Annotated in this window: 23 protein-coding genes and 1 riboswitch; of the genes, 14 read left to right on the forward strand and 9 right to left on the reverse strand. The window is 63.4% G+C overall.

Going from position 1 to position 21,405, the window contains the following annotated elements; translation table 11 throughout:
• Positions 1–66: 66 nt before the first annotated feature.
• The 4 genes from ABIE33_RS07585 to tsaD all read right to left on the reverse strand — a co-directional run bounded on the left by ABIE33_RS07585 (position 67) and on the right by tsaD (position 2,993).
• Positions 67–498 (reverse strand): EVE domain-containing protein, encoded by a 432-nt coding sequence (locus ABIE33_RS07585; RefSeq protein WP_429123505.1) that lies wholly within the window; start codon positions 496–498, stop codon positions 67–69.
• Between the two features lie 7 nt (positions 499–505).
• Positions 506–799: a YciI-like protein gene (locus tag ABIE33_RS07590; RefSeq protein WP_429123508.1), complete on the reverse strand. Its 294-nt coding sequence runs from the start codon at positions 797–799 to the stop codon at positions 506–508.
• 78 nt (positions 800–877) lie between these two features.
• Positions 878–1,867 (reverse strand): NAD(P)H-dependent glycerol-3-phosphate dehydrogenase, encoded by a 990-nt coding sequence (locus ABIE33_RS07595; protein ID WP_429123511.1) that lies wholly within the window; start codon positions 1,865–1,867, stop codon positions 878–880.
• Positions 1,868–1,898: 31 nt separating this feature from the next.
• Positions 1,899–2,993, reverse strand: a complete 1,095-nt coding sequence (tsaD, locus tag ABIE33_RS07600) for a tRNA (adenosine(37)-N6)-threonylcarbamoyltransferase complex transferase subunit TsaD (RefSeq protein WP_429123514.1) — start codon at positions 2,991–2,993, stop codon at positions 1,899–1,901.
• Positions 2,994–3,067: 74 nt separating this feature from the next.
• On the opposite strand from tsaD, the gene hemC reads away from it, so the two are divergent.
• From hemC to ABIE33_RS07630, 6 genes are all read left to right on the forward strand, one after another.
• Positions 3,068–3,997 carry a hydroxymethylbilane synthase gene (gene hemC, locus ABIE33_RS07605; protein WP_429123517.1) on the forward strand — a complete coding sequence of 310 codons (930 nt, stop codon included), beginning with the start codon at positions 3,068–3,070 and terminating at the stop codon, positions 3,995–3,997.
• A 3-nt stretch (positions 3,998–4,000) separates the two neighbouring features.
• Positions 4,001–4,711 carry a uroporphyrinogen-III synthase gene (locus ABIE33_RS07610; protein ID WP_429123520.1) on the forward strand — a complete coding sequence of 237 codons (711 nt, stop codon included), beginning with the start codon at positions 4,001–4,003 and terminating at the stop codon, positions 4,709–4,711.
• 102 nt (positions 4,712–4,813) lie between these two features.
• Positions 4,814–6,052, forward strand: coding sequence for a COG4223 family protein (locus ABIE33_RS07615; protein ID WP_429123522.1), 1,239 nt, complete (start codon positions 4,814–4,816; stop codon positions 6,050–6,052).
• 11 nt (positions 6,053–6,063) lie between these two features.
• Positions 6,064–7,710, forward strand: a complete 1,647-nt coding sequence (locus ABIE33_RS07620) for a heme biosynthesis protein HemY (RefSeq protein ID WP_429123525.1) — start codon at positions 6,064–6,066, stop codon at positions 7,708–7,710.
• 26 nt (positions 7,711–7,736) lie between these two features.
• Positions 7,737–8,219, forward strand: a complete 483-nt coding sequence (locus ABIE33_RS07625) for a TerB family tellurite resistance protein (protein WP_429123528.1) — start codon at positions 7,737–7,739, stop codon at positions 8,217–8,219.
• Between the two features lies 1 nt (position 8,220).
• A complete protein-coding gene (locus ABIE33_RS07630) occupies positions 8,221–8,949 on the forward strand; it encodes a glutamine amidotransferase (RefSeq protein WP_429123531.1) in 729 nt (242 codons plus the stop codon).
• 15 nt (positions 8,950–8,964) lie between these two features.
• Here the strand turns inward: ABIE33_RS07630 and ABIE33_RS07635 are convergent, their stop codons facing one another.
• Positions 8,965–10,206, reverse strand: a complete 1,242-nt coding sequence (locus ABIE33_RS07635) for an MFS transporter (RefSeq protein WP_429123534.1) — start codon at positions 10,204–10,206, stop codon at positions 8,965–8,967.
• A gap of 133 nt (positions 10,207–10,339) precedes the next feature.
• Here ABIE33_RS07635 and ABIE33_RS07640 point away from each other — a divergent pair, with 133 nt between their 5' ends.
• Entirely contained in the window at positions 10,340–10,633 is a 294-nt protein-coding gene (locus tag ABIE33_RS07640; protein ID WP_025425107.1) for a YggT family protein, read from the forward strand.
• 4 nt (positions 10,634–10,637) lie between these two features.
• A complete protein-coding gene (locus tag ABIE33_RS07645; RefSeq protein WP_429123537.1) occupies positions 10,638–10,961 on the forward strand; it encodes a DUF167 domain-containing protein in 324 nt (107 codons plus the stop codon).
• Here the strand turns inward: ABIE33_RS07645 and ppa are convergent, their stop codons facing one another.
• Positions 10,962–11,498, reverse strand: a complete 537-nt coding sequence (gene ppa / locus ABIE33_RS07650) for an inorganic diphosphatase (RefSeq protein WP_429123539.1) — start codon at positions 11,496–11,498, stop codon at positions 10,962–10,964. It abuts the gene before it with no gap.
• 158 nt (positions 11,499–11,656) lie between these two features.
• Between ppa and ABIE33_RS07655 the strand changes: the two genes are divergently transcribed.
• Positions 11,657–12,259: a hypothetical protein gene (locus tag ABIE33_RS07655; RefSeq protein ID WP_429123541.1), complete on the forward strand. Its 603-nt coding sequence runs from the start codon at positions 11,657–11,659 to the stop codon at positions 12,257–12,259.
• Positions 12,260–12,311: 52 nt separating this feature from the next.
• On the opposite strand, the gene ABIE33_RS07660 is transcribed toward ABIE33_RS07655, so the two are convergent.
• From ABIE33_RS07660 to ABIE33_RS07670, 3 genes are all read right to left on the reverse strand, one after another.
• Positions 12,312–12,818: an N-acetyltransferase family protein gene (locus ABIE33_RS07660; protein ID WP_429123544.1), complete on the reverse strand. Its 507-nt coding sequence runs from the start codon at positions 12,816–12,818 to the stop codon at positions 12,312–12,314.
• A 206-nt stretch (positions 12,819–13,024) separates the two neighbouring features.
• Positions 13,025–14,851, reverse strand: coding sequence for a translational GTPase TypA (gene typA / locus ABIE33_RS07665; protein WP_429123547.1), 1,827 nt, complete (start codon positions 14,849–14,851; stop codon positions 13,025–13,027).
• Positions 14,852–15,052: 201 nt separating this feature from the next.
• Positions 15,053–16,615: an alkaline phosphatase D family protein gene (locus ABIE33_RS07670; protein WP_429123550.1), complete on the reverse strand. Its 1,563-nt coding sequence runs from the start codon at positions 16,613–16,615 to the stop codon at positions 15,053–15,055.
• A gap of 220 nt (positions 16,616–16,835) precedes the next feature.
• Positions 16,836–17,080, forward strand: a riboswitch (cobalamin riboswitch).
• Positions 17,081–17,298: 218 nt separating this feature from the next.
• Between ABIE33_RS07670 and ABIE33_RS07675 the strand changes: the two genes are divergently transcribed.
• Genes ABIE33_RS07675 through ABIE33_RS07695 form a run of 5 tightly spaced genes read left to right on the forward strand, consistent with a single transcriptional unit; the run spans position 17,299 to position 21,379 of the window.
• Positions 17,299–18,300 (forward strand): ABC transporter substrate-binding protein, encoded by a 1,002-nt coding sequence (locus tag ABIE33_RS07675; protein WP_429124031.1) that lies wholly within the window; start codon positions 17,299–17,301, stop codon positions 18,298–18,300.
• On the forward strand, positions 18,297–19,325 hold the full coding sequence (locus ABIE33_RS07680) for a FecCD family ABC transporter permease (protein WP_429123553.1): 1,029 nt from the start codon (positions 18,297–18,299) through the stop codon (positions 19,323–19,325). The genes ABIE33_RS07675 and ABIE33_RS07680 overlap by 4 nt, the downstream gene beginning before the upstream one ends.
• Positions 19,322–20,137: an ABC transporter ATP-binding protein gene (locus tag ABIE33_RS07685; protein WP_429123556.1), complete on the forward strand. Its 816-nt coding sequence runs from the start codon at positions 19,322–19,324 to the stop codon at positions 20,135–20,137. The genes ABIE33_RS07680 and ABIE33_RS07685 overlap by 4 nt, the downstream gene beginning before the upstream one ends.
• Positions 20,121–20,576, forward strand: a complete 456-nt coding sequence (locus tag ABIE33_RS07690; protein WP_429123559.1) for a pseudoazurin — start codon at positions 20,121–20,123, stop codon at positions 20,574–20,576. Before ABIE33_RS07685 ends, ABIE33_RS07690 begins: the two co-directional genes overlap by 17 nt.
• The gene (locus ABIE33_RS07695) at positions 20,573–21,379 is read left to right on the forward strand and encodes a class I SAM-dependent methyltransferase (RefSeq protein WP_429123562.1); all 807 of its coding nucleotides are present in this window, start codon (positions 20,573–20,575) and stop codon (positions 21,377–21,379) included. The genes ABIE33_RS07690 and ABIE33_RS07695 overlap by 4 nt, the downstream gene beginning before the upstream one ends.
• Positions 21,380–21,405 lie beyond the last annotated feature (26 nt).

Consider the following 21,405-nt stretch of genomic DNA (forward strand, 5'->3'; position numbering starts at 1 on the left):
GAAACGCTCCGAGCGTGATCCGAAAAGTGGGAACCGGGTTTCTGACAAATCACGCGGAAAACAAAGCTACCGTGGCGGATTGTCGAACCCGGCCATGCGGCAGACCTCGATCCACTCGTCTTCGGTGACCGGCTGCACCGAAAGGCGCATGCTGGTGACCAGCGCCATGTTGGCGAGCTTGGGGTTATCCTTGATCTCCTTCAGCGTCACCGGACGCGGCACGTCGCGGACGGCGCGGATATCGACGCAGTCCCAGCGGGCATCGCCCTCGGCGGTTGAATCCGGATGCGACAGCGCGCAGACCTCGGTGATGCCGACGATTTCGAGCCCTTCGTTGGAGTGGTAGAAGAAACCCTTGTCGCCGATCTGCATCGCCCGCATGTTGTTGCGTGCGAGGTAATTGCGAACACCGGTCCATTCGGTGCCCTTCGCGCCAGCGTCCTTCTGCATCTGCCAGGACCACTTGAAGGGTTCGGATTTGTAAAGCCAGAACGCCATTCGTGTCTCAAGCCTCCGGGTTGTTGAAGACCCAGTTGAAGGCCTTGATTTCGACGTTGGAGAACAGGCCGGCCTTGGCATAGGGATCGGCTTCGGCGATGGCGCGTGCATCGTCGATCGTCTCGGCCTTGACGATCACCAGACTGCCGGTCGGCTTGCCATCGTCGCCGAGGAAGGGGCCGGCCATCTTCAGAACGCCCTTGGCATTGAGGTCGTTGAGATAGGCGACATGATCCGGACGCGTATCGAGCCGAAGCTGCAGCGCGCCTGGTTTGTCGGTGCATTGAAGTGCGAAGAGCATGGTTCCTCCTGAGTTTTCGTTTGGCGCGGGATGCGGGCGGAAAACCGCTTGGCACTTTTCCTCATCCCGCCGACCAGTTCATTCCTGGGTGATCGGACGGGACATCAATTGTTCAAGGGCGGTGCGCACATCGAGCTTGCCGTCGATGATGGCGGCGACCGCCTCGGTGATCGGCATCTCGACACCGAGATCGCGGGCGACGCGGGCGGCGACCGAGGCGGCAAAGGCACCCTCGACGAGTTCGCCCTGGCGTCCGTTGGCGCGGCCGTCCGTGCCAAGCGCAATGCCGAAGCGCAGGTTGCGCGACTGGTGGCTGGTTGCCGTCAGCACGAGATCGCCGAGCCCCGAGAGACCGCGAACGGTATCGGCATCGCCGCCTTCGGCGACCACGAAGCGAGACATCTCCGCAAGGCCACGCGAGATCAGCGCCGCCCGGGCGCTATCGCCGAGGCCGGCGCCCTCGACGATGCCGCAGGCGATGGCAAGCACGTTTTTCAACGCGCCGCCCAGTTGCACGCCGATGCGATCCTCTGAAGGGTAGAGACGGAAGGTCGGGCCGGACAGCGCCCCGGCAAGCAGCGTCGCCGTGTCGTTATCGCCAGCGGCAACCACCATCGCCGTCGGCAGCCCCTTGGCGATGTCGGCCGCAAAGCCGGGGCCGGAGAGCACACCGATGCCATGGCCCGGTAATTCTTCCGCCAGCACGTCTGTCAGGAGACGGCCCGTCGCCTGCTCCATACCCTTGGCGCAGGTGACGATCGTCGCCGCGGCATTGATCGACGGGCCATATTGCCGCGCGGCCTCCCTGTGCGCCTGTGAAGGCATCACGAACAGCACGATCTCAGCATCGCCGAGCACCGCGACATCAGAGCTGTGCTTGAGCCCCGCGGGCAGGTCGATACCCGGAAGCGCCTGTTCGTTGCGACCGGTTCGCCGGCATCCATCCGCAGTCTCCTCACGCCTGGCGAGAAGGGTCACGTCGCTGCCGGTGGCCGACGCGGCGACGGCTGCAAGCGCCGTGCCGAAGGCACCCGCACCGACCACCACGATCTTCGGGTTTGTGTTCATATCCTGTCCATCATGCCCTGGCTGATTTCCGTCATGCCTTGGCGCCGCGTTTGCCCGAACCGAGCAAGGTCTGTGCCTGTTGGTCGAGCGGCCAGCGAGAGCGCGGCGCGACGTCGAGACCATCCGCCGGCAAACCGGCGGCAAACCGTTCAGCCCCCGCCCAGGCGATCATCGCGGCATTGTCGGTGCACAGTTGCAGCGGCGGCGCGATGAAATCGAACCCGTTCTTGTCGCAGAGTTCCTGGAGCGTTGCCCGCAGCACCTGATTGGCGGCAACCCCGCCGGCAACGACCAGCGCCGGCTTTGCGACAGAGGCGTGATCCGCCTTGAACCGCTTCAATCCGCGCCCGATCCGATCCTTCAGCGTGCGCGAGATCGCGCGCTGGAAGGAGGCACAGATGTCGGCGATATCCTGTTCCGTCACCGGCTCCAGCGATTGCGCCGCCTGACGCACCGCCGTCTTCAGCCCCGAGAACGAGAAATCGAGCCTGGCGTCGCCGACCAGCGGGCGGGGAAAGTCGAAGCGCTCGGCATTGCCGCTCAGCGCAGCGCGCTCGACGGCCGGGCCGCCGGGATAGGGAAGACCGAGGAGCTTCGCCGTCTTGTCGAAGGCTTCGCCGAGCGCATCGTCGATCGTCGTGCCCCAGCGCTCGTAGTCGCCGACGCCCTTGACCAGGATCAGCTGCGTGTGGCCGCCAGAGACAAGCAGCATCAGATAGGGAAAGGTTAGACCGTCGGTGAGCCGTGCAGTCAGCGCGTGGCCCTCGAGGTGGTTGACGGCATAGAGCGGCTTGCCGGTTGCCCGCGCGATCGCCTTGCCGGTCATCAGCCCGACGATGAGGCCGCCGATCAGACCGGGACCACTTGTCGCAGCTATCGCATCGATGTCGTTAAGCGTCACGCCTGCGCGCAGCAGCGCCTCCTCGATCAGGGTATCGAGTGCTTCGACATGGGCGCGCGCGGCGATCTCCGGAACCACGCCGCCATAGGCGCTATGCTCTTCCAGCTGGCTCAAGACGACGTCGCCGAGGATGCTTCCGCGGCCGTTTTCGTCGCGCAACACGACGGAAGCGGCGGTTTCATCGCAGCTTGTTTCAATGCCGAGGATGCGCAAGGGTGGGGACATCAGGAACTACTCAAAGATTGCGGTCGCACCGAAAGGTGGGTACACGGAACTCCGGTAACAATGGATAGCCTTTGATGCAAACGAAACCTTTCCGGATCGGCACGCGCGGCAGCCCGCTGGCGCTCGCTCAAGCCCATGAAACGCGCGATCGCCTTGTCGCCGCGCATGGCCTGTCACCGGAAATGTTCGAGGTCGTCATTCTTTCCACCAAGGGCGACCGCATCACCGATCGGTCGCTGGCCGAGATCGGCGGCAAGGGCCTGTTCACCGAGGAAATCGAGCAGCAGCTCCTGTCGGGCGAGCTCGATTTCGCCGTGCATTCGTCGAAGGACATGCCGACCAAGCTTCCCGCTGGCCTGTTTCTTTCCGCCTTCCTGCCGCGTGAAGACATCCGTGACGCCTTTATCGGCCGCACCGCACCAAAACTCATGGAATTGCCTGAGGGCGCGACTGTCGGCTCGTCGTCGCTGCGCCGCCAGGCGCTGATCCGGAGGCTGCGGCCCGACATCAATGTCATCACCTATCGCGGCCAGGTCGAGACGCGGCTGCGCAAGCTCGCCGAGGGCCAGGTCGATGCGACCTTGCTTGCCTATGCCGGATTGAAGCGGCTCGGCATGACCGACGTGCCGACCGAACTGCTCGATCCGGAAGAATTTCCGCCGGCACCGGCCCAGGGCGCGATCTGTATCGAGAGCAGGACCGGCGACAAACGCGTCAACGACCTGCTCGCCGCCATCGACGATGCCAGAACCCATGAAGCGGTCGCCTGCGAGCGCGGCTTCCTGGCGACGCTCGATGGCTCCTGTCGCACCCCGATTGCCGGCCTGGCGGTCTCGGACGGCACGCATCTGCGTTTCTCCGGCATGATCCTGACGCCTGATGGTCGCACCCACCACCGCATCGCGGTCGAAGGCAAGGCTGCCGACGCCGAAGCCCTTGGGCAAAAGGCCGGCGAAGACATCCGCGCTGAGGCGGGACCGGGCTTCTTTTCGAGCTGGACGTGAACCATGCGGCTGCTTGTGACCCGGCCGCAGCCCGCCGCCGAGGCGACGGCCCGCCGTCTGGAGGTCATGGGCCATCAGCCGCTGCTGCTGCCACTGGCGCGAGCAGAACATTTGCCCCAGGCGGTGCGGAAAGCGCTCGAAGAACCGCATGCCGCGATTGCGCTGACCAGTGCCGAAGCCGTTCGGGTGCTGGCCGATCTTGGGGCGGATCTCGAGCCCCATAAAGCCGAACCTTGCTTCTGCGTCGGCGAGGCGACCGCCCGTGCGGCCCGCGATCTTGGCTTTATTTCTGTTTACCCGGCAGCAGGGACCGGCAGAAGCCTTGCCGAACTGATCGCCGCCACGCTTTCTGCATCGCAAACGCCCCTGCTCTATCTCGCCGGATCGCCCCGCTCCGACGGACTTGAAGCCACGCTGCAGCAGCTTCGCATCGTGCATGTCACGGTCGAATGCTACCGGATGCAGCCGATCGCCCATCCGCCGGGCATCTTGGCGCGCCTGACGGCGGCCGGCCAACTGGACGCCGTGCTGCTCTATTCCCACGACACTGCGCGACGCTTCGCCGCGCTGCTTGTCGAAGCCGGCCTTGAGCCCGCCGCCTTCTCGCCGCGCTACCTCTGCCTCAGCGCCGTCGTTGCCGAAGCGCTGCCGGATGGGACACCGGTCGAGGTCGCCACAAGACCCGACGAAGAAAGCCTTTTCAGCCTTCTCTAATGCTATTTCGATCAAAAACGGAACCAAGGGGGCTTTCCCTCACCGGCCAGCCTGACTAGGTTTGTTGCAAGAACCGACAGGCAACAACGGTAAGAGGTCACCATGGTATCGGAAAACCCGCCGCGCCGCTCGAAAGCCGAGAAAGAGCCGCTGACGATCGACCTTGAAGCGGAAAAGGCCGTAACGGAAAATGCCGAAGCAACGGCGAGCCCCGCGACAACCGCCGATGAACCGGCTGAAGCCCCTGAAGCCGATGGCGCGGCAGAAGCCCGCGTCGAAGAGGAGCTCGAAGAACAGCGCGCCGATGCGGCAGCCGCCGCCTTCACCGACGAGCCGCCACATGTCAGCCGCGAGCCTGATGCGACTGCCGTGCAGAAACCGCCGTCCAACTCCGGTTCACTGGCAGCCGGGATCCTCGGCGGCCTGGTCACGCTGCTCGGTTTCGGCGTGCTGCAATATGCCGGCTATATCCCGGCGCTGGGACCCGACCGTGGCGCATCGACCACGGAAGTGACGCTTTCGAGCGAGGTCCAGGCCCTGCGCGATCAGGTGGCCGGCATCCAGGCGCCAGCGGCTACCATCGATATCGCACCACTCGAGAACCGCCTCGCCGCGCTGGAACAGACGGCGGGCCAACCGAGTGCCGGCGAAGCGCCAGTTGCCGAGGTGACGGCTCTGCAAGCCGAAGTGACGAACCTGATGAAGGAGATCGCGGCACTGAAATCAGGCCTTGCCGAAGCGCAGCAATCGGCAACGGCGGCAAGAGCCGAACTGGCAAGCCGCATTGATAGCGCCGAGCAGAAGCTCAACGAGCCGGCCAACGATATCCAGGTTGCCAAAGCCGTTGCCGTCACCGCGCTCAAGACCGCGATCGATCGCGGCGGGCCGTTCCTGGCTGAACTCGATGCGCTTCGCAGCATCGCGCCTGACGAGACGGCCGTCGCCGGCCTCGCCCAGGATGCGACGACGGGCGTGGCAACACGCGCCGACCTTCGCCGCGACTTTACGACGGTAGCGGACAGCATGCTCGACACACTCAATCAGCCGGACCCGAACGAGGGCATCTTCGACCGCCTCGTCTCCAGCGCCATGTCAGGCATCCGCGTGCGCCCCGTCGGCAGCGTCGAAGGCGACATGCCGGAGGCCGTCGTCGCCCGCATCGAGGACAAGCTGAACAACGGCGACCTCAAGGGCGCGGCGTTGGAATGGGACGGCCTACCGGCTGCGGCAAAAACCGCCGGCGAAGCCTTCAAGCTCAAGCTTGACCAGCGTCTCCGGGTCGAAGGCATCATCGATGCGGCCGTCGCGGCGACGATGAACAAGTCCGGCACCCAGGGCTGAGGAAGACAGATATGATCCGCATTTTGATCTTCATCCTGATCGTGCTCGGTCTCGGCCTCGGCTTTGCGTGGCTCGCGGATCGGCCGGGCGAACTGTCGCTCGTCTGGCAGGGCCAGCTCATCGAAATGAGCCTGATGCGTGCCGCATCGCTGCTGATCTCGCTGGTCGCCGCCGTGCTGATCGCCATCTGGCTGGTGCGCACCATCTGGCTGTCGCCGCACACCGTCACCCGCTATTTCCGCGCCCGAAAGCGCGACAGGGGCTACCAGGCGCTGTCGACCGGTCTGATTGCCGCCGGCGCCGGCGACGCCAACCAGGCGCGCAAGATGACCGCCCGCACCCGCGGCCTGATCAACGCCGACCAGGAACCGCTGATTCATCTGCTTGAGGCACAGACCTTCCTGATCGAGGGCAAATACGACGACGCGCGCAAGAAATTCGAACTGATGGCCGACGATCCGGAGACGCGCGAACTTGGCCTGCGCGGCCTCTATCTCGAAGCCAAGCGTCTGGGCGCGCACGAAGCAGCGCGCCAATATGCCGAGCGGGCCGCCGAGAAGGCGCCGCACCTGCCCTGGGCGACGCTGGCGACGCTCGACAGCCAGAGCCAGGCCGGGCAATGGGATGATGCGCTTCGTCTGCTCGACCAGAGCCGCACGGCCCATGTGCTCGAACGCAAGGAGGCCGACCGCAAAAAGGCGGTGCTCCTCACCGCCCGCGCCATGACCCGCCTCGACGGCGATACCAAAGCTGCCCGCGACGATGCGCTGGCGGCGCTCAAGCTCGACGAACACCTCGTGCCGGCCGCGCTCATCGCGGCGAAGGCGCTGTTTCGCGAAGACAACCTGCGCAAGGGTGCGTCGATCCTCGAAAAGGCCTGGAAGCACGAGCCGCATCCCGATGTCGCCCGTCTCTACGTGCGGGCGCGCGGCGGCGACACGGCGGTCGACCGGCTGAAGCGTGCGAGAAAGCTCGAATCGCTGCGCCCGAACAATGCGGTGGCGATGACCGCCGTTGCCGAGGTGGCGCTCGAAGCGCGCGAGCTACTGCTTGCCCGCACCAAGGCGGAGGCCGCGGCCCGTCTGGAGCCGACCGAAGGCATCTTTCTGCTGCTTGCCGACATTGAGGAGGCCGATACCGGTGACGAAGGTCGCATCCGTCACTGGATGGCGCAGGCCCTGAAGAGCCCGCGCGATCCCGCCTGGACGGCCGATGGCGTGACCTCGCCGACGTGGCTGCCGGTCTCGCCGGTGAGCGGGCGGCTCGACGCTTTCGAATGGAAGGCGCCGGCCCTTCAGCTTGCAGCGCAGATCGAGGACGGCCATCTGAGCGCCGATCAGGCAATCCGCAGCCTGCCGCCTGTCGTGGCCGAGCACCATCCCGTCGCCCATGGCACGGCGCCGGCAAGAGAGGTCGTCGATACGCCTGTTATCATCGAGGCCGCACCCGAAACGCCGCGCGAGCGGGCCGAGCCGATCAAGGTGGCGGAACCCAAAAAACCGGTCCCGATCGCCGAGAAGACGCGCGAAAAGGACGGCACATCCAATGGCGAACAGGTCGCCGACCCGTTCTTCGGCCGTCCTCCTGATGATCCTGGCGTGCGGGAACCGGCTGCCGGCGAAAAAGTGGCGGAAAAGACCAGTTTCCGACTGTTCTGAGTTTGTGAGGGACTATGGGCGAAAACATGTTTGAACGGTTCCGGACGTTTCTCGAGGGCCTGACCGGCCCGACGACGCGGATCGAGAGGGGTGATCCGCGCGTTGCGGTCATCGCGCTCTGCATTCAGGTGATGGAGGCGGACGGCAAGATCCTTGCCTCCGAGCAGCGCAAGATGCGCGCCATCATCAAACAGCACTATGACCTCGACGATGCAGCACTCGGCGCGCTGGTCGAGGCCGGCAAGTCCGCCGAAAGCGACGCCATCGACTTCTATCAGTTCACCGCCGAAGTGAAGCGACACCTTTCCGAGGAGCAGCGTATCGAGCTGATCGGTATGCTCTGGGAAATCGTCTATGCCGATGGCGAGCGCAGCGAGATGGAAGACCACGTGATATGGCGGATCGCCGATCTTCTCGGCGTCTCCGGACGGGATCGGGTTTTGCAGCGACGGGAGGTCGCGGCAAGGATCGATGTGGCGGGAGAAGGCAAACCGCAACAGGAAAGCTGAAATGCCGATAGCCGCCGAGACCGACAGGAAGCCGATCCTCATCATCCTGCACCAGGAGCGATCGAGCGCCGGCCGCGTCGGCCAGATCCTCACGCAGAAGGGTTTTTCCCTCGACATCCGTCGTCCGGCGCTTGGTGACGAACTTCCGCCGACGCTGGAACACCACGGCGGCACGATCATCTTCGGTGGGCCGATGAGCGCCAACGACGAGGAGGACTTTGTCCGCCGCGAGATCGACTGGCTGTCGGTGCCGCTGCGCGAAAACAAACCCTACCTCGGCATCTGCCTCGGCGCGCAGATGCTGGCGCGCAATCTCGGCGGCAAGGTCGCGCCGCATCATGAAGGCATGACGGAAATCGGCTGGTACCCGCTTGTCGCCACCGACGCCGGGCGGTCGCTGATGAACTGGCCGGCCATGGTCTATCATTTCCACCGCGAGGGCTTCGATCTGCCTGCAGGCGCCGAGCTACTGGCAACCGGCGAAACCTACCCCAACCAGGCCTTCCGCTATGGCGAAAACGCCTGGGGCATCCAGTTTCACGGCGAACTGACGCGCGCGATGATGCATCGCTGGGTGGTGCACGGCGCCCATCGCTTTGAAATGCCGGGGGCGCAGATCGGCAAAGCCCATCTCGACGGGCGCATGCAGCATGACGGGCCGTTGCGCACCTGGATGGAGAATTTCCTCGATCTGATCTTCCTGCAGGCAGGCGCCAGGAAGGCGGCATAGCGGCGAACGTCACCGCTATCGGCGATGCTCCGGCACATCGAGCGTGTCGATCTTGCGCAGCTGAGGGAATCCGAGCGCCCAGAGCACCGACACAAGCAGCGTGCCGGCACCGCCGAAAGCGACGGCAAAGACCGCGCCAAAGCCGGAAGCCATCATGCCGGCCCGGAATTCGCCAAGCTCGTTGGAGGCGCCGACAAACACCATGTTGACCGCATTGACGCGGCCGCGCAGCTCGTCCGGCGTCCAGAGCGTGATCAGAATCTCGCGCACATAGACCGAGATCATGTCGGCAGCGCCCATGACCACGAGCGCTGCGATCGAAATCCACGGCGTTGCCGACAGGCCGAAGACGACGGTGCCGAGACCGAAAAGCGCGACGCCGGTGAACATCAGGAAACCGGCGCGGTGACGGATGGGGTGGGCGGCAAGCCAGATCGCCATGCCGACGGCGCCAACGCCTGGGGCTGCACGCAGCAAGCCCAGGCCCCATGGACCCAAATCAAGGATATCGCGGGCGAATACCGGCATCAGCGCCACGGCGCCACCCAGCAGCACCGCGAAGAGGTCGAGCGAGATCGCACCCAGCACCACCTTCTCAGCCTTGATATAGCGGAAACCGGCGGTGATCGTCTCCCAGCTCTGCACCGATGCCTTGGAGCGTGCCGCAGGCTTCGGGATGGCAAACACCATCAGCGCCGCAGCGGCGAAGAAGCAGACGCCGACGGCATAGGGTGCAACCGAGCCGAAGCCGTAGATCAGGCCGCCTGCGACAGGGCCGACGATCATCGCCGTCTGCCACGACGTCGAATTCCAGGCGATCGCATTGGGTAGGTCCTCGGGGGGAACGAGATTAGGCGCCAGCGACTGCGAGGCGGGGGCGAGAAACGCCCGCTCGATGCCGAAGACGATCAGGACCGCATAGACGGGCCAGGGCGAGAAAAGCCCTGTGACCGTCAGCGTGAGCAGCGCCACGGCGCAAAGCGTGCTGACGGCCATGCAGATGCCCATGATCATGCGCCGGTTGTAGCGATCGGCAACCGACCCCGTTACCAGGATCAGCACCAGCGACGGCAGGAACTGGAACAGCCCGATAAGCCCGAGATCGAACGGATCGCGCGTCAGGTCGTAGATCTGCCAGCCGACCGCAACGGAGATGATCTGGATGGCAAAGTAGGCAAGGAAGCGTGAGAAGAAATAACGGCGATAACCGACATGCCGGAAGGCGGCGAAACGGTGCGTGGTATGAACGGCAGACATAGGGGAAACGCTCCTCGATGGTACCGATCTTTGACCGACCCGTGTTAAACATGATCGCGCACGGCAAATCGGCGTACTTGCTCGTTTAGGTCTCAATGTCTACATGTCTGTCAATAACGATTTGGAGACCGGCATGATTGCTGTCATCGGCACCTTGAACTTTATTATCAACATCGCGTGGTTTCTGATCATCGCGTCCGCCATCTTTTCATGGCTCTATGCGTTCAACGTCATCAACGTGAACAACCAGGCGATCAACATGATCGGCCGCTCGCTCTACCAGCTGACCGAGCCGCTCTATCGTCCGATCCGCCGGGTCCTGCCCAACATGGGCGGCGTCGACCTTTCGCCGCTGGTGGTGCTGGTGATCCTCTATTTCATCCAGCTGTTCCTGAACACGACGATCGCGCCGGCGCTCCTGCGCTGATCCATTGACGAGCCAAGCGTTCACCGCCCACGGCGATCACGTGCGCGTCACCGTTCGACTGACACCGAACGGCGGACGCGACGGGATCGATGGGGTGGAGAGCGGCGCCGACGGGCAGGACCACCTCAAGGTCCGCGTGCGCGCCGTTCCGGAAAAGGGCAAGGCCAACCAGGCCTTGATCGCCGTTCTCGCCAAAAAGATCGGCATCGCGAAGAACCGTATTTCCTTCATTTCAGGCGAAACACAGCGCAAAAAAATCCTCCGGATCGACGCCGACCCGGAGGATGTTTTGAAGCGGCTTGCCGAACTGGTCGGCAAACAAACCTAATTACTTCTTTTCGCCCTTGGCGCGCTCGACAGCTTCCTTGATCAGCTGCTTGGCGACGGCGGCATCCTTCCAGCCAAAAATCTTGACCCACTTGCCGGGCTCCAGATCCTTGTAGTGCTCGAAGAAGTGCTCGATCTGCTTGAGCGTGATTTCCGGCAGGTCGGTGTATTCATGGACCTTGTCGTAGCGCTGCGTCAGGTGGCCCGACGGAACCGCGATGATCTTTTCGTCCTTGCCGGAGTTGTCTTCCATCATCATCACGCCGATCGGGCGGACGTTGATGACGCAGCCCGGAACGAGCGGACGGGTGTTGCAGATCAGAACGTCGATCGGATCGCCATCGTCGGAAAGCGTGTGCGGCACGAAGCCGTAGTTCCCCGGATAGTGCATCGGCGTGTAGAGGAAACGGTCGACGACGAGGGTACCGGCTTCCTTGTCCATCTCATACTTGATGGGATGGCCGCCAACGGGAACCTCAACGATCACGTTGACATCTTCTGGTGGATTCTTTCCGATGGAAATCGCGTCAATGCGCATGGACTACTCCAGGGTCAGTTGGGACGTTTGCCCGTCGGATAAAGGGAAACATGCCGCGATGCAATATAACTTTCGTCCGCAGCGCAGATTCAAGCGGTCGTTTTGTCGTGGTCGAATGGCCGGGACAGGTCGACAAATCCTGTCGAAGGGAGGTCATGATGAACGGAAAGGTTGCGTGCCTGTCGCTGATCCTGCTGTCTGCCGGATCAGCCATTGCCAATGACAGCGTCTATGTCGACGTCAGCCGCAACAAGTGCAAGACGATTGCCGACGAGCCGGGCATGTATGCCCTGATGAGCTGCCCCGGTTACGGCGACTATCCCGTCCATTTCAAAGAGATCGATGTTCGCCAGAGCTTCTCCTTCGGACACATCGACAAGCGCTATCTCGACGGGGCGTTCGAGAGCTTCATCCCCTTCAACCACGCGGGCAACATGGTGGAATGGCGCGTCGCCAAGGGCGGCACTCCGGTTGCGACAATCCTGCGCTGGTTCATCGAGAACCCCGATCCGAAGACCGGTGAATCGGTCCCGGCGCTCGAGGGGCAGGTTCTCGTCGTCTCCAAGGTGGCCGAGAAGAATGACGGCAAGGGCTGCGTCGCCGGCTATGTCGATGCGCTTGCCAACCCTGATCCCAACGCGGTCGCCCGCAAGGTCGCCGACGAGGTGGCACCGACATTTCGCTGCGGCGTCGACCAGGCGGCATTCCACGGCAAACGCGGCGAAAAGGCCGCCGAATCCAACAACGAACTGCCGGAGTGATTTCGGAAAGAGCGGCTACCGCAAGAGCCAGCGAGGCCTTGCACGGCAGGCGTCAGTTCCAGGCAAAGCCGATCTTCTTGAGGTGCTTGTCGCCGAAATCTTCCATGCCTTCGGCAATGTCGCTGCCGCCGGCTCCCTGGAAGAACTGATAGGCGTGATCGCTGTCTTCGAGGCACCAGACGACGAGCCCTCTGCAGCCGAGCGACCGCAGCAGGCTCTTGGCTTCGCCGAAGAGAACCCGTCCAAGGCCGATGCCCTGGTATTCCGGACGCAGGTAGATCTCGTAGATTTCGCCTTCCTGCGGCAGCGCCTTGGCGCGGCTGAGGCCGAGGGTCGCGTAGCCGGCAATCGTTCCCGCCACGTCGACGACCAGCAAGGTCGCAGGCCCCCGCGTCGCCTTGCGCCACCAGACCTCGTCTCGACGATTGACCATCTGGACCAGGGGGCGGTGCGGAATGATGCCGCCATAGGCCTGCAGCCATGAAACGCGATGCACGTCGGCAATCGCCGACGCCTCTTGCGGTTCTCCAGGTCTGACCTCGATCGAAACAGTCTTCATGACTCACGACTCTAAACGCACACAGGGCGAACAGGAATCCCGCCCGGGAGCCGCGTCGCGTTAACCCACAGGCAACTTTAACGGCATCCTGTGGAAGGTTAACGCCTTTTTAACTTTATCCGCAAGCCGCCCCCCGCTGGCACACACAGCAAAAAACCCCGGATTGCTCCGGGGTTTTAAAAATTGCCGATTATTCTCGGAATGGCTTAAGCGGCGCCGGCCGTACGCGACTTCTCGAAGCGCTTACGGTCGTTCGAGTCGAGATACATCTTGCGAAGACGGATCGACTTCGGCGTGACTTCGACCAGCTCGTCGTCCTGGATCCAGGACAGCGCGCGCTCGAGCGTCATGCGGATCGGCGGCGTCAGCTTGACGGCTTCATCCTTGCCGGAGGCGCGCATGTTGGTGAGCTTCTTGCCCTTCAACACGTTGACTTCGAGGTCGTTGTCGCGCGTGTGGATGCCGATGATCATACCGGCATAGACCTTCTCGCCGGCGTCGATGATCATCGGGCCACGGTCTTCCAGGTTGAACATCGCATAGGCAACCGATTCGCCGGCGTCGTTGGAGAGCAGCACGCCGTTGACGCGGCCGCCGATCTCGCCCTTGTACGGCTGGTAGGCGTGGAACAGACGGTTCATGACCGCCGTGCCGCGCGTATCCGTCAGCAGTTCCGACTGGTAGCCGATCAGGCCGCGGGTCGGCGCGAAGAATACCAGACGGACGCGATTGCCGCCCGACGGACGCAGCTCGACCATCTCGGCCTTGCGTTCGGACATCTTCTGAACGACGACGCCGGAATGCTCTTCGTCGACGTCGATGACGACTTCTTCGATCGGCTCGAGAAGCTGGCCGTTCTCATCCTTGTGCATGACAACGCGCGGACGCGAGACCGCAAGTTCGAAGCCTTCGCGGCGCATGGTTTCGATCAGAACCGCGAGCTGCAATTCGCCACGACCGGATACGAAGAACGAATCCTTCTCGGAAGATTCTTCGATCTTCAGCGCGACGTTGCCTTCGGCTTCCTTGAACAGACGGTCGCGAATGACGCGGCTCGTCACCTTGTCGCCTTCGGTGCCGGCAAGCGGGCTGTCGTTGACGATGAAGGACATGGTGACGGTCGGCGGGTCGATCGGCTGTGCGGTCAGCGCTTCGGAGACCGACGGGTCACAGAAGGTGTCGGCGACGGTGCCCTTGGTCAGACCGGCGATCGCGACGATGTCGCCTGCATGGGCTTCTTCGATCGGCTGACGCTCGATACCGCGGAATGCGAGGATCTTCGAGATACGGCCGTTTTCGAGCAGCTTGCCGTCCTGGCCGAGAACCTTGACCGGCTGGTTCGGCTTCAGCGAACCCGAATGGATGCGGCCGGTGATGATGCGGCCGAGGAAGGGGTTTGCTTCCAGGATCGTACCAATCATGCGGAACGGGCCTTCGGCGACCGTCGGCTCGGGAACGTGCTTCAGCACGAGGTCGAGAAGCGGTGCCATGCCCTGGTCCTTCGGACCTTCAGGCGCGACGTTCATCCAGCCCTCACGGCCCGAACCGTAGAGGATCGGGAAGTCGAGCTGTTCGTCGGTGGCGTCGAGGTTTGCAAAGAGGTCGAAGACTTCGTTGATGACTTCTTCGTGCCGGCCGTCCGGGCGATCGATCTTGTTGATCGCGACGATCGGCTTCAGGCCGACCTTCAGCGCCTTGCCGACGACGAACTTTGTCTGCGGCATCGGGCCTTCGGAGGCATCGACGAGAACGATGGCGCCGTCCACCATCGACAGGATGCGCTCGACTTCACCGCCGAAGTCGGCGTGGCCGGGGGTGTCGACGATGTTGATGCGCACGCCCTTCCACTCGACCGACGTCGCCTTGGCAAGAATGGTGATGCCGCGCTCTTTTTCGATGTCGTTGGAGTCCATGACGCGTTCGGCAACGCGCTGGTTTTCGCGGAACGAGCCCGACTGCTTCAGAAGCTCGTCGACAAGGGTCGTTTTCCCATGGTCGACGTGCGCGATAATCGCGATGTTACGAATGCTCATTTTTCGTCTCGGAAGGTTTAGGGCACGCCCCAATGGGCCACGCCGCTTTTTCAATGGTCGGGCTCATACAGGTTTTTTTGCGATTGCGAAAGGGGGGCGCGCGCAAGAGCCCGACGCCAAAGTCCCGACAGGCCATGGGTTTGCAACCGGGAAGGGTCCCGCCAACCGGCTCTGGCAAGGTATCGGCCACGGCCAAAATGCTCATGCGATTGCGGCCGGATCGAGTGTCACGCGCCACAGTTCCTGGTCCTGCCGATCCAATAGCCGTACCGTCATCTGCTTCGTCTGACCGTTGATATCGACGATGCCGAAGAACTGCAGCCCGGCGGAAGGCGGCAGGTTGCTGTCGATGCCGCCGCCGGATGCCTTGATGAAGCGCACGTCCGGGCCGAACGTCATGTCCAGCTCCTTCGGACCATAGGTGCCGGAATGCAATGGCCCGGAAACGAACTCCCAGAACGGCAGGAAATCCTTGAAGGCCGCCCGCGACGGGTCGTAGTGGTGCGCCGCCGTGTAATGCACATCCGCCGTCAGCCAGACGAGGTTCTCGATGGCGTTATCCTTGATGAAGCGGAGCAGGTCGGCAAATTCCGTCTCGCGGCCGGTCGGCAGACCATTGTCGCCATTGGCGATCGCGTCCGAGCCACGCCTGTTGGTATAGTCGTCCCAGACGACGAGACCGATCGGCATGTCGCAGGCGATCACCTTCCACACCGCGCGCGAGGCGGCAAGCTCCCGCTTCAACCAATCCGCCTGGCGCCAGCCGAACAGGCCGTCATCGCCCTCCCCCTGGTTGGGCCCGCGATAGGAGCGGAGGTCGACGAAGAAGACATCGAGCAGGGGACCGTAGGCGATCTTGCGGAAGATCCGGCCGGGCTGGGTTGGCGGCATGCGGATCGGCGTCATCTCGTGAAACGCCCGGGCGGCGCGGGCGGCATAGACGGCAACGTCCTTTTCCGGATAACGCGGGTCGTCGCGAAGGTCCGTCGAGGCCGACCAATTGTTCAGAACCTCGTGATCATCCCATTGATAGAAGGTCGGGCAGACCGCGTTGAGGTCACGGACGTGGCTGTCGAGCAGATTGTACTTCCATTGGCCGCGATATTCCTCGAGCGTGCGCGCGACATCGCACTTCTCATGCGTCACCACCCGGTTCTTCCAGATGCCGCCGTCGCGCAGGGGTATCTCGTCGGGAATGGGGTTGTCGGCATAGATCGTGTCGCCGGAATGAATGAAGAAGTCCGGTTCGTGCAGGCGCATGGTGGAATAGGTCTTCATGCCGACATCGTCGATGCCCCAGCCCTGGCCGGCCGTGTCGCCGGACCAGACGAAGCGGATCGAGCGCTTGCGCAACGGCGCGGTGCGAAATCGGCCGATGACAGGTTCGGACACCCGGTTGACGTCGTAAAGGTCGGTCGCGGTGAAGCGATAGAAGATGTCCTGGTCCGGCAGCAGATCCTCAAGCGCGCATTTCACCGCACAGTCCGTCTGCGGTGTCGCGGTGAGATCGGCGAGACGCACCGGATTGGAAAAACTCTCGGTCGTCGAGTACTCCAGTGTCACTCGTGACGGACTGTCGACCCGTGTCCACACCATGCCGGAGCTTGTGTCGACATCGCCCGACTGCACACCATGGATGAATTCCGGCCGGCCGTAGCCTCGGGCATAGAACGGCGTTGCAAGACCGGAGGACGCCACAAGACCGGCAGCGCCGGCGGACAGAAGAAAGGAACGGCGGGACAGCGTGGTGAGGATTTCGGCCAAACAAGCCTCCGGTTCGAGCCCTGCGAAAGCGGGATTTCGCGTGCCGGACCTTTGGCTGTTCGCATGTCAGCGAGTTAACAGCGGCATGAAACAATTTGAACGGTTTCGCGACAATTCGGCGAATGCGGGGCCTTGCCACGCTTTACGGTAAGCCGCCCCAAGGTGATCGGCCCATCACTGTTTCCGCCACCTGTCGGCTTGACGCCAGGCGGACCGGAACACTAAGGGTACCGCCGACGGTTCCCCGAAGGATGACTTCGACGGGGATTAATAGGGAACACGGTGAGGACGACCCAAAAGGGACCGAGACCGTGGCTGCCCCCGCAACTGTAAGCGGAATGCCGGACACCCAAGTGGCGCGACAGCGCGCCATGCCACTGCGATTGCGCCAGGCGCGTTGCGGGAAGGCAGGTGGAAGGCGCTTGATCCGCGAGCCAGGAGACCTGCCGTCAAGCAGAAGATCCAGCGTCACGGGCGGGGTTGCCCGGAACAGGAGTTGTCCATGATCCGCATATCCGGCGGCTTTGCGCCCTCTTTTCCCGTCCTTCTCGACGTCAGCGATCGTTTGTCTCCCGAAATTCGACCGGCCAGCTGTCGCCGCTTCGGCTGACCTTCGCAGCTCACGAGAAGAAAGAATTCCCTTGAAAGCCATTTTGAATGCCGTCGGGCGTCATTGCCCATCCCTGGCCGTTTCCGTGTCCCTCCTTCTGACCGTCGCTCCCTCGACCGCTCTCGCGGCCGCGACGAGCTACCCCCTGACCTTAAAGAATTGCGGCCAGGAGGTTACCTTTAAGGCGGCGCCGACGCGCACCGCCTCGATCGGTCAGAGCACCACGGAAATCCTTTATCTTCTTGGCCTCGCAGACAAGGTCGTCGGCACTGCCGTGTGGATCGGCCCGGTCATCGATGGCTACGAGGACGTCAACAACAAGGTGCCGCGGCTTGCCGACAACGACCCGAGCTTCGAAAGCGTCGTTGCCACCAAGCCGGATCTGGTAACCGCACAGTTCCAGTGGCATGTCGGCCCGGAAGGCATCGTCGCCACACCCAAGCAGTTCGCCGAACTCTCGATCCCCGTCTATGTCTCGCCTGCCGATTGCGCCGCCAAGGACAATTCGGCCGGCGGCGATGGCGTGCGCCACAATGCCTTCTCGATGGACCTGATCTACCAGGAGGTCACCGAACTCGCTGAAATCTTCGACGTGCAGGACCGCGGGCAAGCGCTGATCGCCAAGCTGAAGGCGCGCGAAGAAGCCGCTCGCAGCAAGATCGCCAATGCCGATGGCAAGCTGTCGGCGGTCTTCTGGTTCTCCAGCGCAGAGATGGACATCGATCCCTATGTCGCCGGCACCAATGGCGCGCCCGGCTACATCATGTCGGCGCTCGGCATCAAGAATGTCGTCTCGACCGAAGAGGAATGGCCGACCATCGGCTGGGAGACCATAGCCAAGGCCGATCCGAAGATCGTCGTGATCGGCAAGATGGACCGTCGCCGCTTCCCGGCCGACGACTGGGAACTGAAGATGAAGTTCCTGAAGTCCGACCCGGTCACCAGCCTGATGCCGGCGGTCAAGGCCGACCATATCGTCATCATGGACGCACAGGCGATGAACCCGACGATCCGCACGATCGAGGGCATCGAGGTGCTGGCCGACGCGGTCGAAAAAGCCGGCCTGGCGAAGTGAGGTCAATACCTCCAACGATCAACCGCACGAGCGCCGTCCTGACGGCGCTCGCACTGCTTTTCCTGGCGCTGGCCCTTGGTGCCGCCATCGGCGAGACCGCCATTCCGCTCGACGTCGTCGGCAAGACCGTCGCCAACCGCCTGTGGGGCGCGGGATACCCGCTCGATGCCATCGACGAGGGCATCATCTGGAATTATCGCCTCAGCCGTGCGGTGGTGGCTGCCTGCTGCGGGGCGGCGCTTTCGCTCTGCGGAGTGGTACTGCAAGCATTGCTCCGGAACGCTCTGGCCGATCCTTATATTCTCGGCATCTCCGCCGGTGCATCGACCGGCGCCGTGGCCGTCGCCATTCTCGGTATCGGCGCCGGCATGCTGACGCTTTCTCTCGGCGCCTTCTTCGGCGCGGTCTTCGCCTTCGCGCTGGTCTCCCTCTTGGCGCTCAGGGCAGGCCGCGGCACCGGTGCCATCATTCTTGCCGGGGTCGCCGGCTCACAGCTGTTCAACGCGCTCACCTCCTTCATCGTCACCAAATCGGCCAATGCCGAGCAGGCCCGCGGCATCATGTTCTGGCTGCTCGGCAATCTCTCGGGCGTGCGTTGGCCGGATGTGGCGCTGGCCCTGCCGGTGGCGCTCGGCGGCCTTCTCATTTGCCTCTGGCACGCCCGCGCGCTCGACGCCTTCACCTTCGGAGCGGAATCGGCCGCCTCGCTCGGCATTCCGGTGAAGCGGGTCTACGCGACCCTGATTTCGGCAACCGCGCTGATGACGGCGGTGATGGTCAGCATCGTCGGCTCCATCGGTTTCGTCGGCCTGGTCATCCCACATGCGGCACGCTTCCTGGTCGGCGTGCGCCACGGCCTGCTGTTGCCGGCCGCTGCGCTTACCGGCGCGATCTTCATGATATCGGCCGATATATTGTCGAGGGTCATCATTCCCGGCCAGGTGCTGCCGATCGGCGTGATCACCGCCCTCGTCGGTGCCCCAGCCTTCGCGCTCATCCTCGGCCGCGGGAGGGCTGCGTCATGAGCCTCAAGGCCGAGGCCGTCTCCTGGTCGGCCGGCGGCCGGCTGATCGTCGATGCTGTCGATCTCGAGGTTATCTCGGGTGAATTTCTTGGGATTATCGGCCCGAACGGCTCCGGCAAGACCAGCCTGATTTCGCTGCTGGCCGGCATACGCCCGCCGAAATCCGGCACCGTCAGCCTCGAAGGGCGCTCGCTCGCGAAAACGACACGGCGCGACATCGCGCAACGCGTCGCGCTGGTCGAGCAGCAGGCGGAAACCACCGAACGCATCACCGCCCGCCAGGCGGTCGAGCTTGGACGGACCCCGCATCTCGGTGCGCTTTCACCTTGGTCGAACCGCGATACCGACATTGTCGACCGGGCGCTGGACCATGTGGGCATGAGCGATTTTGCCGGTCGCATGTGGCACACGCTCTCCGGTGGCGAACGCCAGCGATTGCATATCGCACGCGCACTGGCGCAACAGCCGCAGATCCTGCTGCTCGACGAACCGACCAATCATCTCGACATCCACCACCAGATCGGTCTGCTCGAACTTGTCCGCGGGCAGCCGCTGACGGTCGTTGCCGCCCTGCACGATCTCAACCACGCCGCCGTCTTCTGCGATCGCGTTGCGGTGATGGATCGCGGCCGCATCGTGGCCCTCGGCACCCCGACGGAGATCCTGACGGAAGGCCGCATCCTCGCGGTCTTTGGCGTCGCGGCGACCGTCGAGCGAGACGAGGACGGCAGCTGCTTCGTGCGCTACCGGCGCCCGCGGCCAAAACTGCATCTGATATCCGACACCACGAAGAGACATGACCATGCGCGTTAGGCTCGCCGCCGCCCTCATTACCCTCGGGCTTACCGCCGCACCGGCCTTGGCCGAGACCATCGAAGTGAAGATGCTCAATCGCGGCGAGAACGGCTCGATGGTGTTCGAGCCCGATTATGTCGAGCTGAAGCCCGGCGACAGCGTCAAGTTCCGTGCCGGGCACAGGAGCCACAACGCCACCTCGATCGACGGCATGGTTCCCGCGGACTATGCCGGCTTCAAGGGCCAGATCAACGAGGAGATCGAGGTCACCTTCGACACATCAGGCTTATACGGCATCAAGTGCTCGCCGCATTTCGCCATGGGCATGGTGATGCTGATCAAGGTCGGCGAGGCCGAACTGACCGATGCCTTACGCAAGGCCGAAGTACCAGGACGCGCGCGCGGCCGCTTCGACGCGATCTTCGCGCGCATCGATCAGACAAAGGCGGCGCAATGAGCGAGCTGGCTGAAAGCGCCGGGCCGGACATCCGGGCAAATTTCGACCTCAAGGACGAGATCCGCGACTACTGGTCGAAGCGCTCCGAAACCTTCGACCTCGCCTTCGGCCACCGCATCCCGCCCGGCCCGGAGTTCGATGCCTGGCAAAAGCCGGTACGCGACTTTCTCGGGGCCGAGCCGCTGCGCGTGCTCGAACTTGCCTGCGGTACCGGCGAAGTGACGCGATTGATCCACGACCTTGGTCACGACGTCACCGCGCTTGATTTCTCCGAGGCGATGCTTGCCGTCGCCAAGAAGAAACACGCCGGCAAACCGCGCCTGCGCTTTCTGCTCGCCGATGCCGAAAACACCATGGAACCGGACGCAAGCTATGACGCCATCGTCTGCCGTCATCTCGTCTGGACATTGACGCAACCGCAGGCGACGCTTGCGGAATGGTTCCGGCTGCTAAAACCCGGTGGCAGGCTGCTCGTCTTTGACGGCGACTGGGCGAGGCCGACGGCGGTAGGACGCCTCGCGACCTGGGCGATCCGCCAGATCGACCGGGTGATCGGGCCCGACAATCACTACGACGGCGCGCTCAGCGATCGCCATGCAACGATCATGCGAAATCTCCCCTTCGGCGACGGCCTGACCGTCGAAACATTGCTGCCGATGCTGAAGGCTGCCGGCTTCCTGACCATCGAACACGCGTCCCACCAGCCGATTGCCGCTGCACAGCGCAAGACGGCAAATCTGCGCAACCGCCTGCGCACCTTCGTCTATCGCCGCTTCATTCTCTGCGCGCACAAGCCCAGCTGAATGTCCGTGTTACCGGGGTGAATAAC

Origin of the sequence: Ensifer sp. 4252 (assembly GCF_050434565.1) — a bacterium.
Lineage (GTDB): Bacteria > Pseudomonadota > Alphaproteobacteria > Rhizobiales > Rhizobiaceae > Ensifer.

Bases quoted from the DNA above. Each gene is read 5' to 3' on its own strand.
- ABIE33_RS07590 (WP_429123508.1), bottom strand. From the start codon at position 799: ATGCTCTTCGCACTTCAATGCACCGACAAACCAGGCGCGCTGCAGCTT.
- ABIE33_RS07635 (WP_429123534.1), bottom strand. From the start codon at position 10,206: ATGTCTGCCGTTCATACCACGCACCGTTTCGCCGCCTTCCGGCATGTC.
- hemC (WP_429123517.1), top strand. From the start codon at position 3,068: ATGCAAACGAAACCTTTCCGGATCGGCACGCGCGGCAGCCCGCTGGCG.
- ABIE33_RS07695 (WP_429123562.1), top strand. From the start codon at position 20,573: ATGAGCGAGCTGGCTGAAAGCGCCGGGCCGGACATCCGGGCAAATTTC.
- ABIE33_RS07630 (WP_429123531.1), top strand. From the start codon at position 8,221: ATGCCGATAGCCGCCGAGACCGACAGGAAGCCGATCCTCATCATCCTG.
- ABIE33_RS07655 (WP_429123541.1), top strand. From the start codon at position 11,657: ATGAACGGAAAGGTTGCGTGCCTGTCGCTGATCCTGCTGTCTGCCGGA.
- ABIE33_RS07610 (WP_429123520.1), top strand. From the start codon at position 4,001: ATGCGGCTGCTTGTGACCCGGCCGCAGCCCGCCGCCGAGGCGACGGCC.
- ABIE33_RS07685 (WP_429123556.1), top strand. From the start codon at position 19,322: ATGAGCCTCAAGGCCGAGGCCGTCTCCTGGTCGGCCGGCGGCCGGCTG.
- ABIE33_RS07615 (WP_429123522.1), top strand. From the start codon at position 4,814: ATGGTATCGGAAAACCCGCCGCGCCGCTCGAAAGCCGAGAAAGAGCCG.
- ABIE33_RS07660 (WP_429123544.1), bottom strand. From the start codon at position 12,818: ATGAAGACTGTTTCGATCGAGGTCAGACCTGGAGAACCGCAAGAGGCG.
- tsaD (WP_429123514.1), bottom strand. From the start codon at position 2,993: ATGTCCCCACCCTTGCGCATCCTCGGCATTGAAACAAGCTGCGATGAA.
- ppa (WP_429123539.1), bottom strand. From the start codon at position 11,498: ATGCGCATTGACGCGATTTCCATCGGAAAGAATCCACCAGAAGATGTC.
- ABIE33_RS07690 (WP_429123559.1), top strand. From the start codon at position 20,121: ATGACCATGCGCGTTAGGCTCGCCGCCGCCCTCATTACCCTCGGGCTT.
- ABIE33_RS07625 (WP_429123528.1), top strand. From the start codon at position 7,737: ATGTTTGAACGGTTCCGGACGTTTCTCGAGGGCCTGACCGGCCCGACG.
- ABIE33_RS07595 (WP_429123511.1), bottom strand. From the start codon at position 1,867: ATGAACACAAACCCGAAGATCGTGGTGGTCGGTGCGGGTGCCTTCGGC.
- typA (WP_429123547.1), bottom strand. From the start codon at position 14,851: ATGAGCATTCGTAACATCGCGATTATCGCGCACGTCGACCATGGGAAA.
- ABIE33_RS07640 (WP_025425107.1), top strand. From the start codon at position 10,340: ATGATTGCTGTCATCGGCACCTTGAACTTTATTATCAACATCGCGTGG.
- ABIE33_RS07585 (WP_429123505.1), bottom strand. From the start codon at position 498: ATGGCGTTCTGGCTTTACAAATCCGAACCCTTCAAGTGGTCCTGGCAG.
- ABIE33_RS07620 (WP_429123525.1), top strand. From the start codon at position 6,064: ATGATCCGCATTTTGATCTTCATCCTGATCGTGCTCGGTCTCGGCCTC.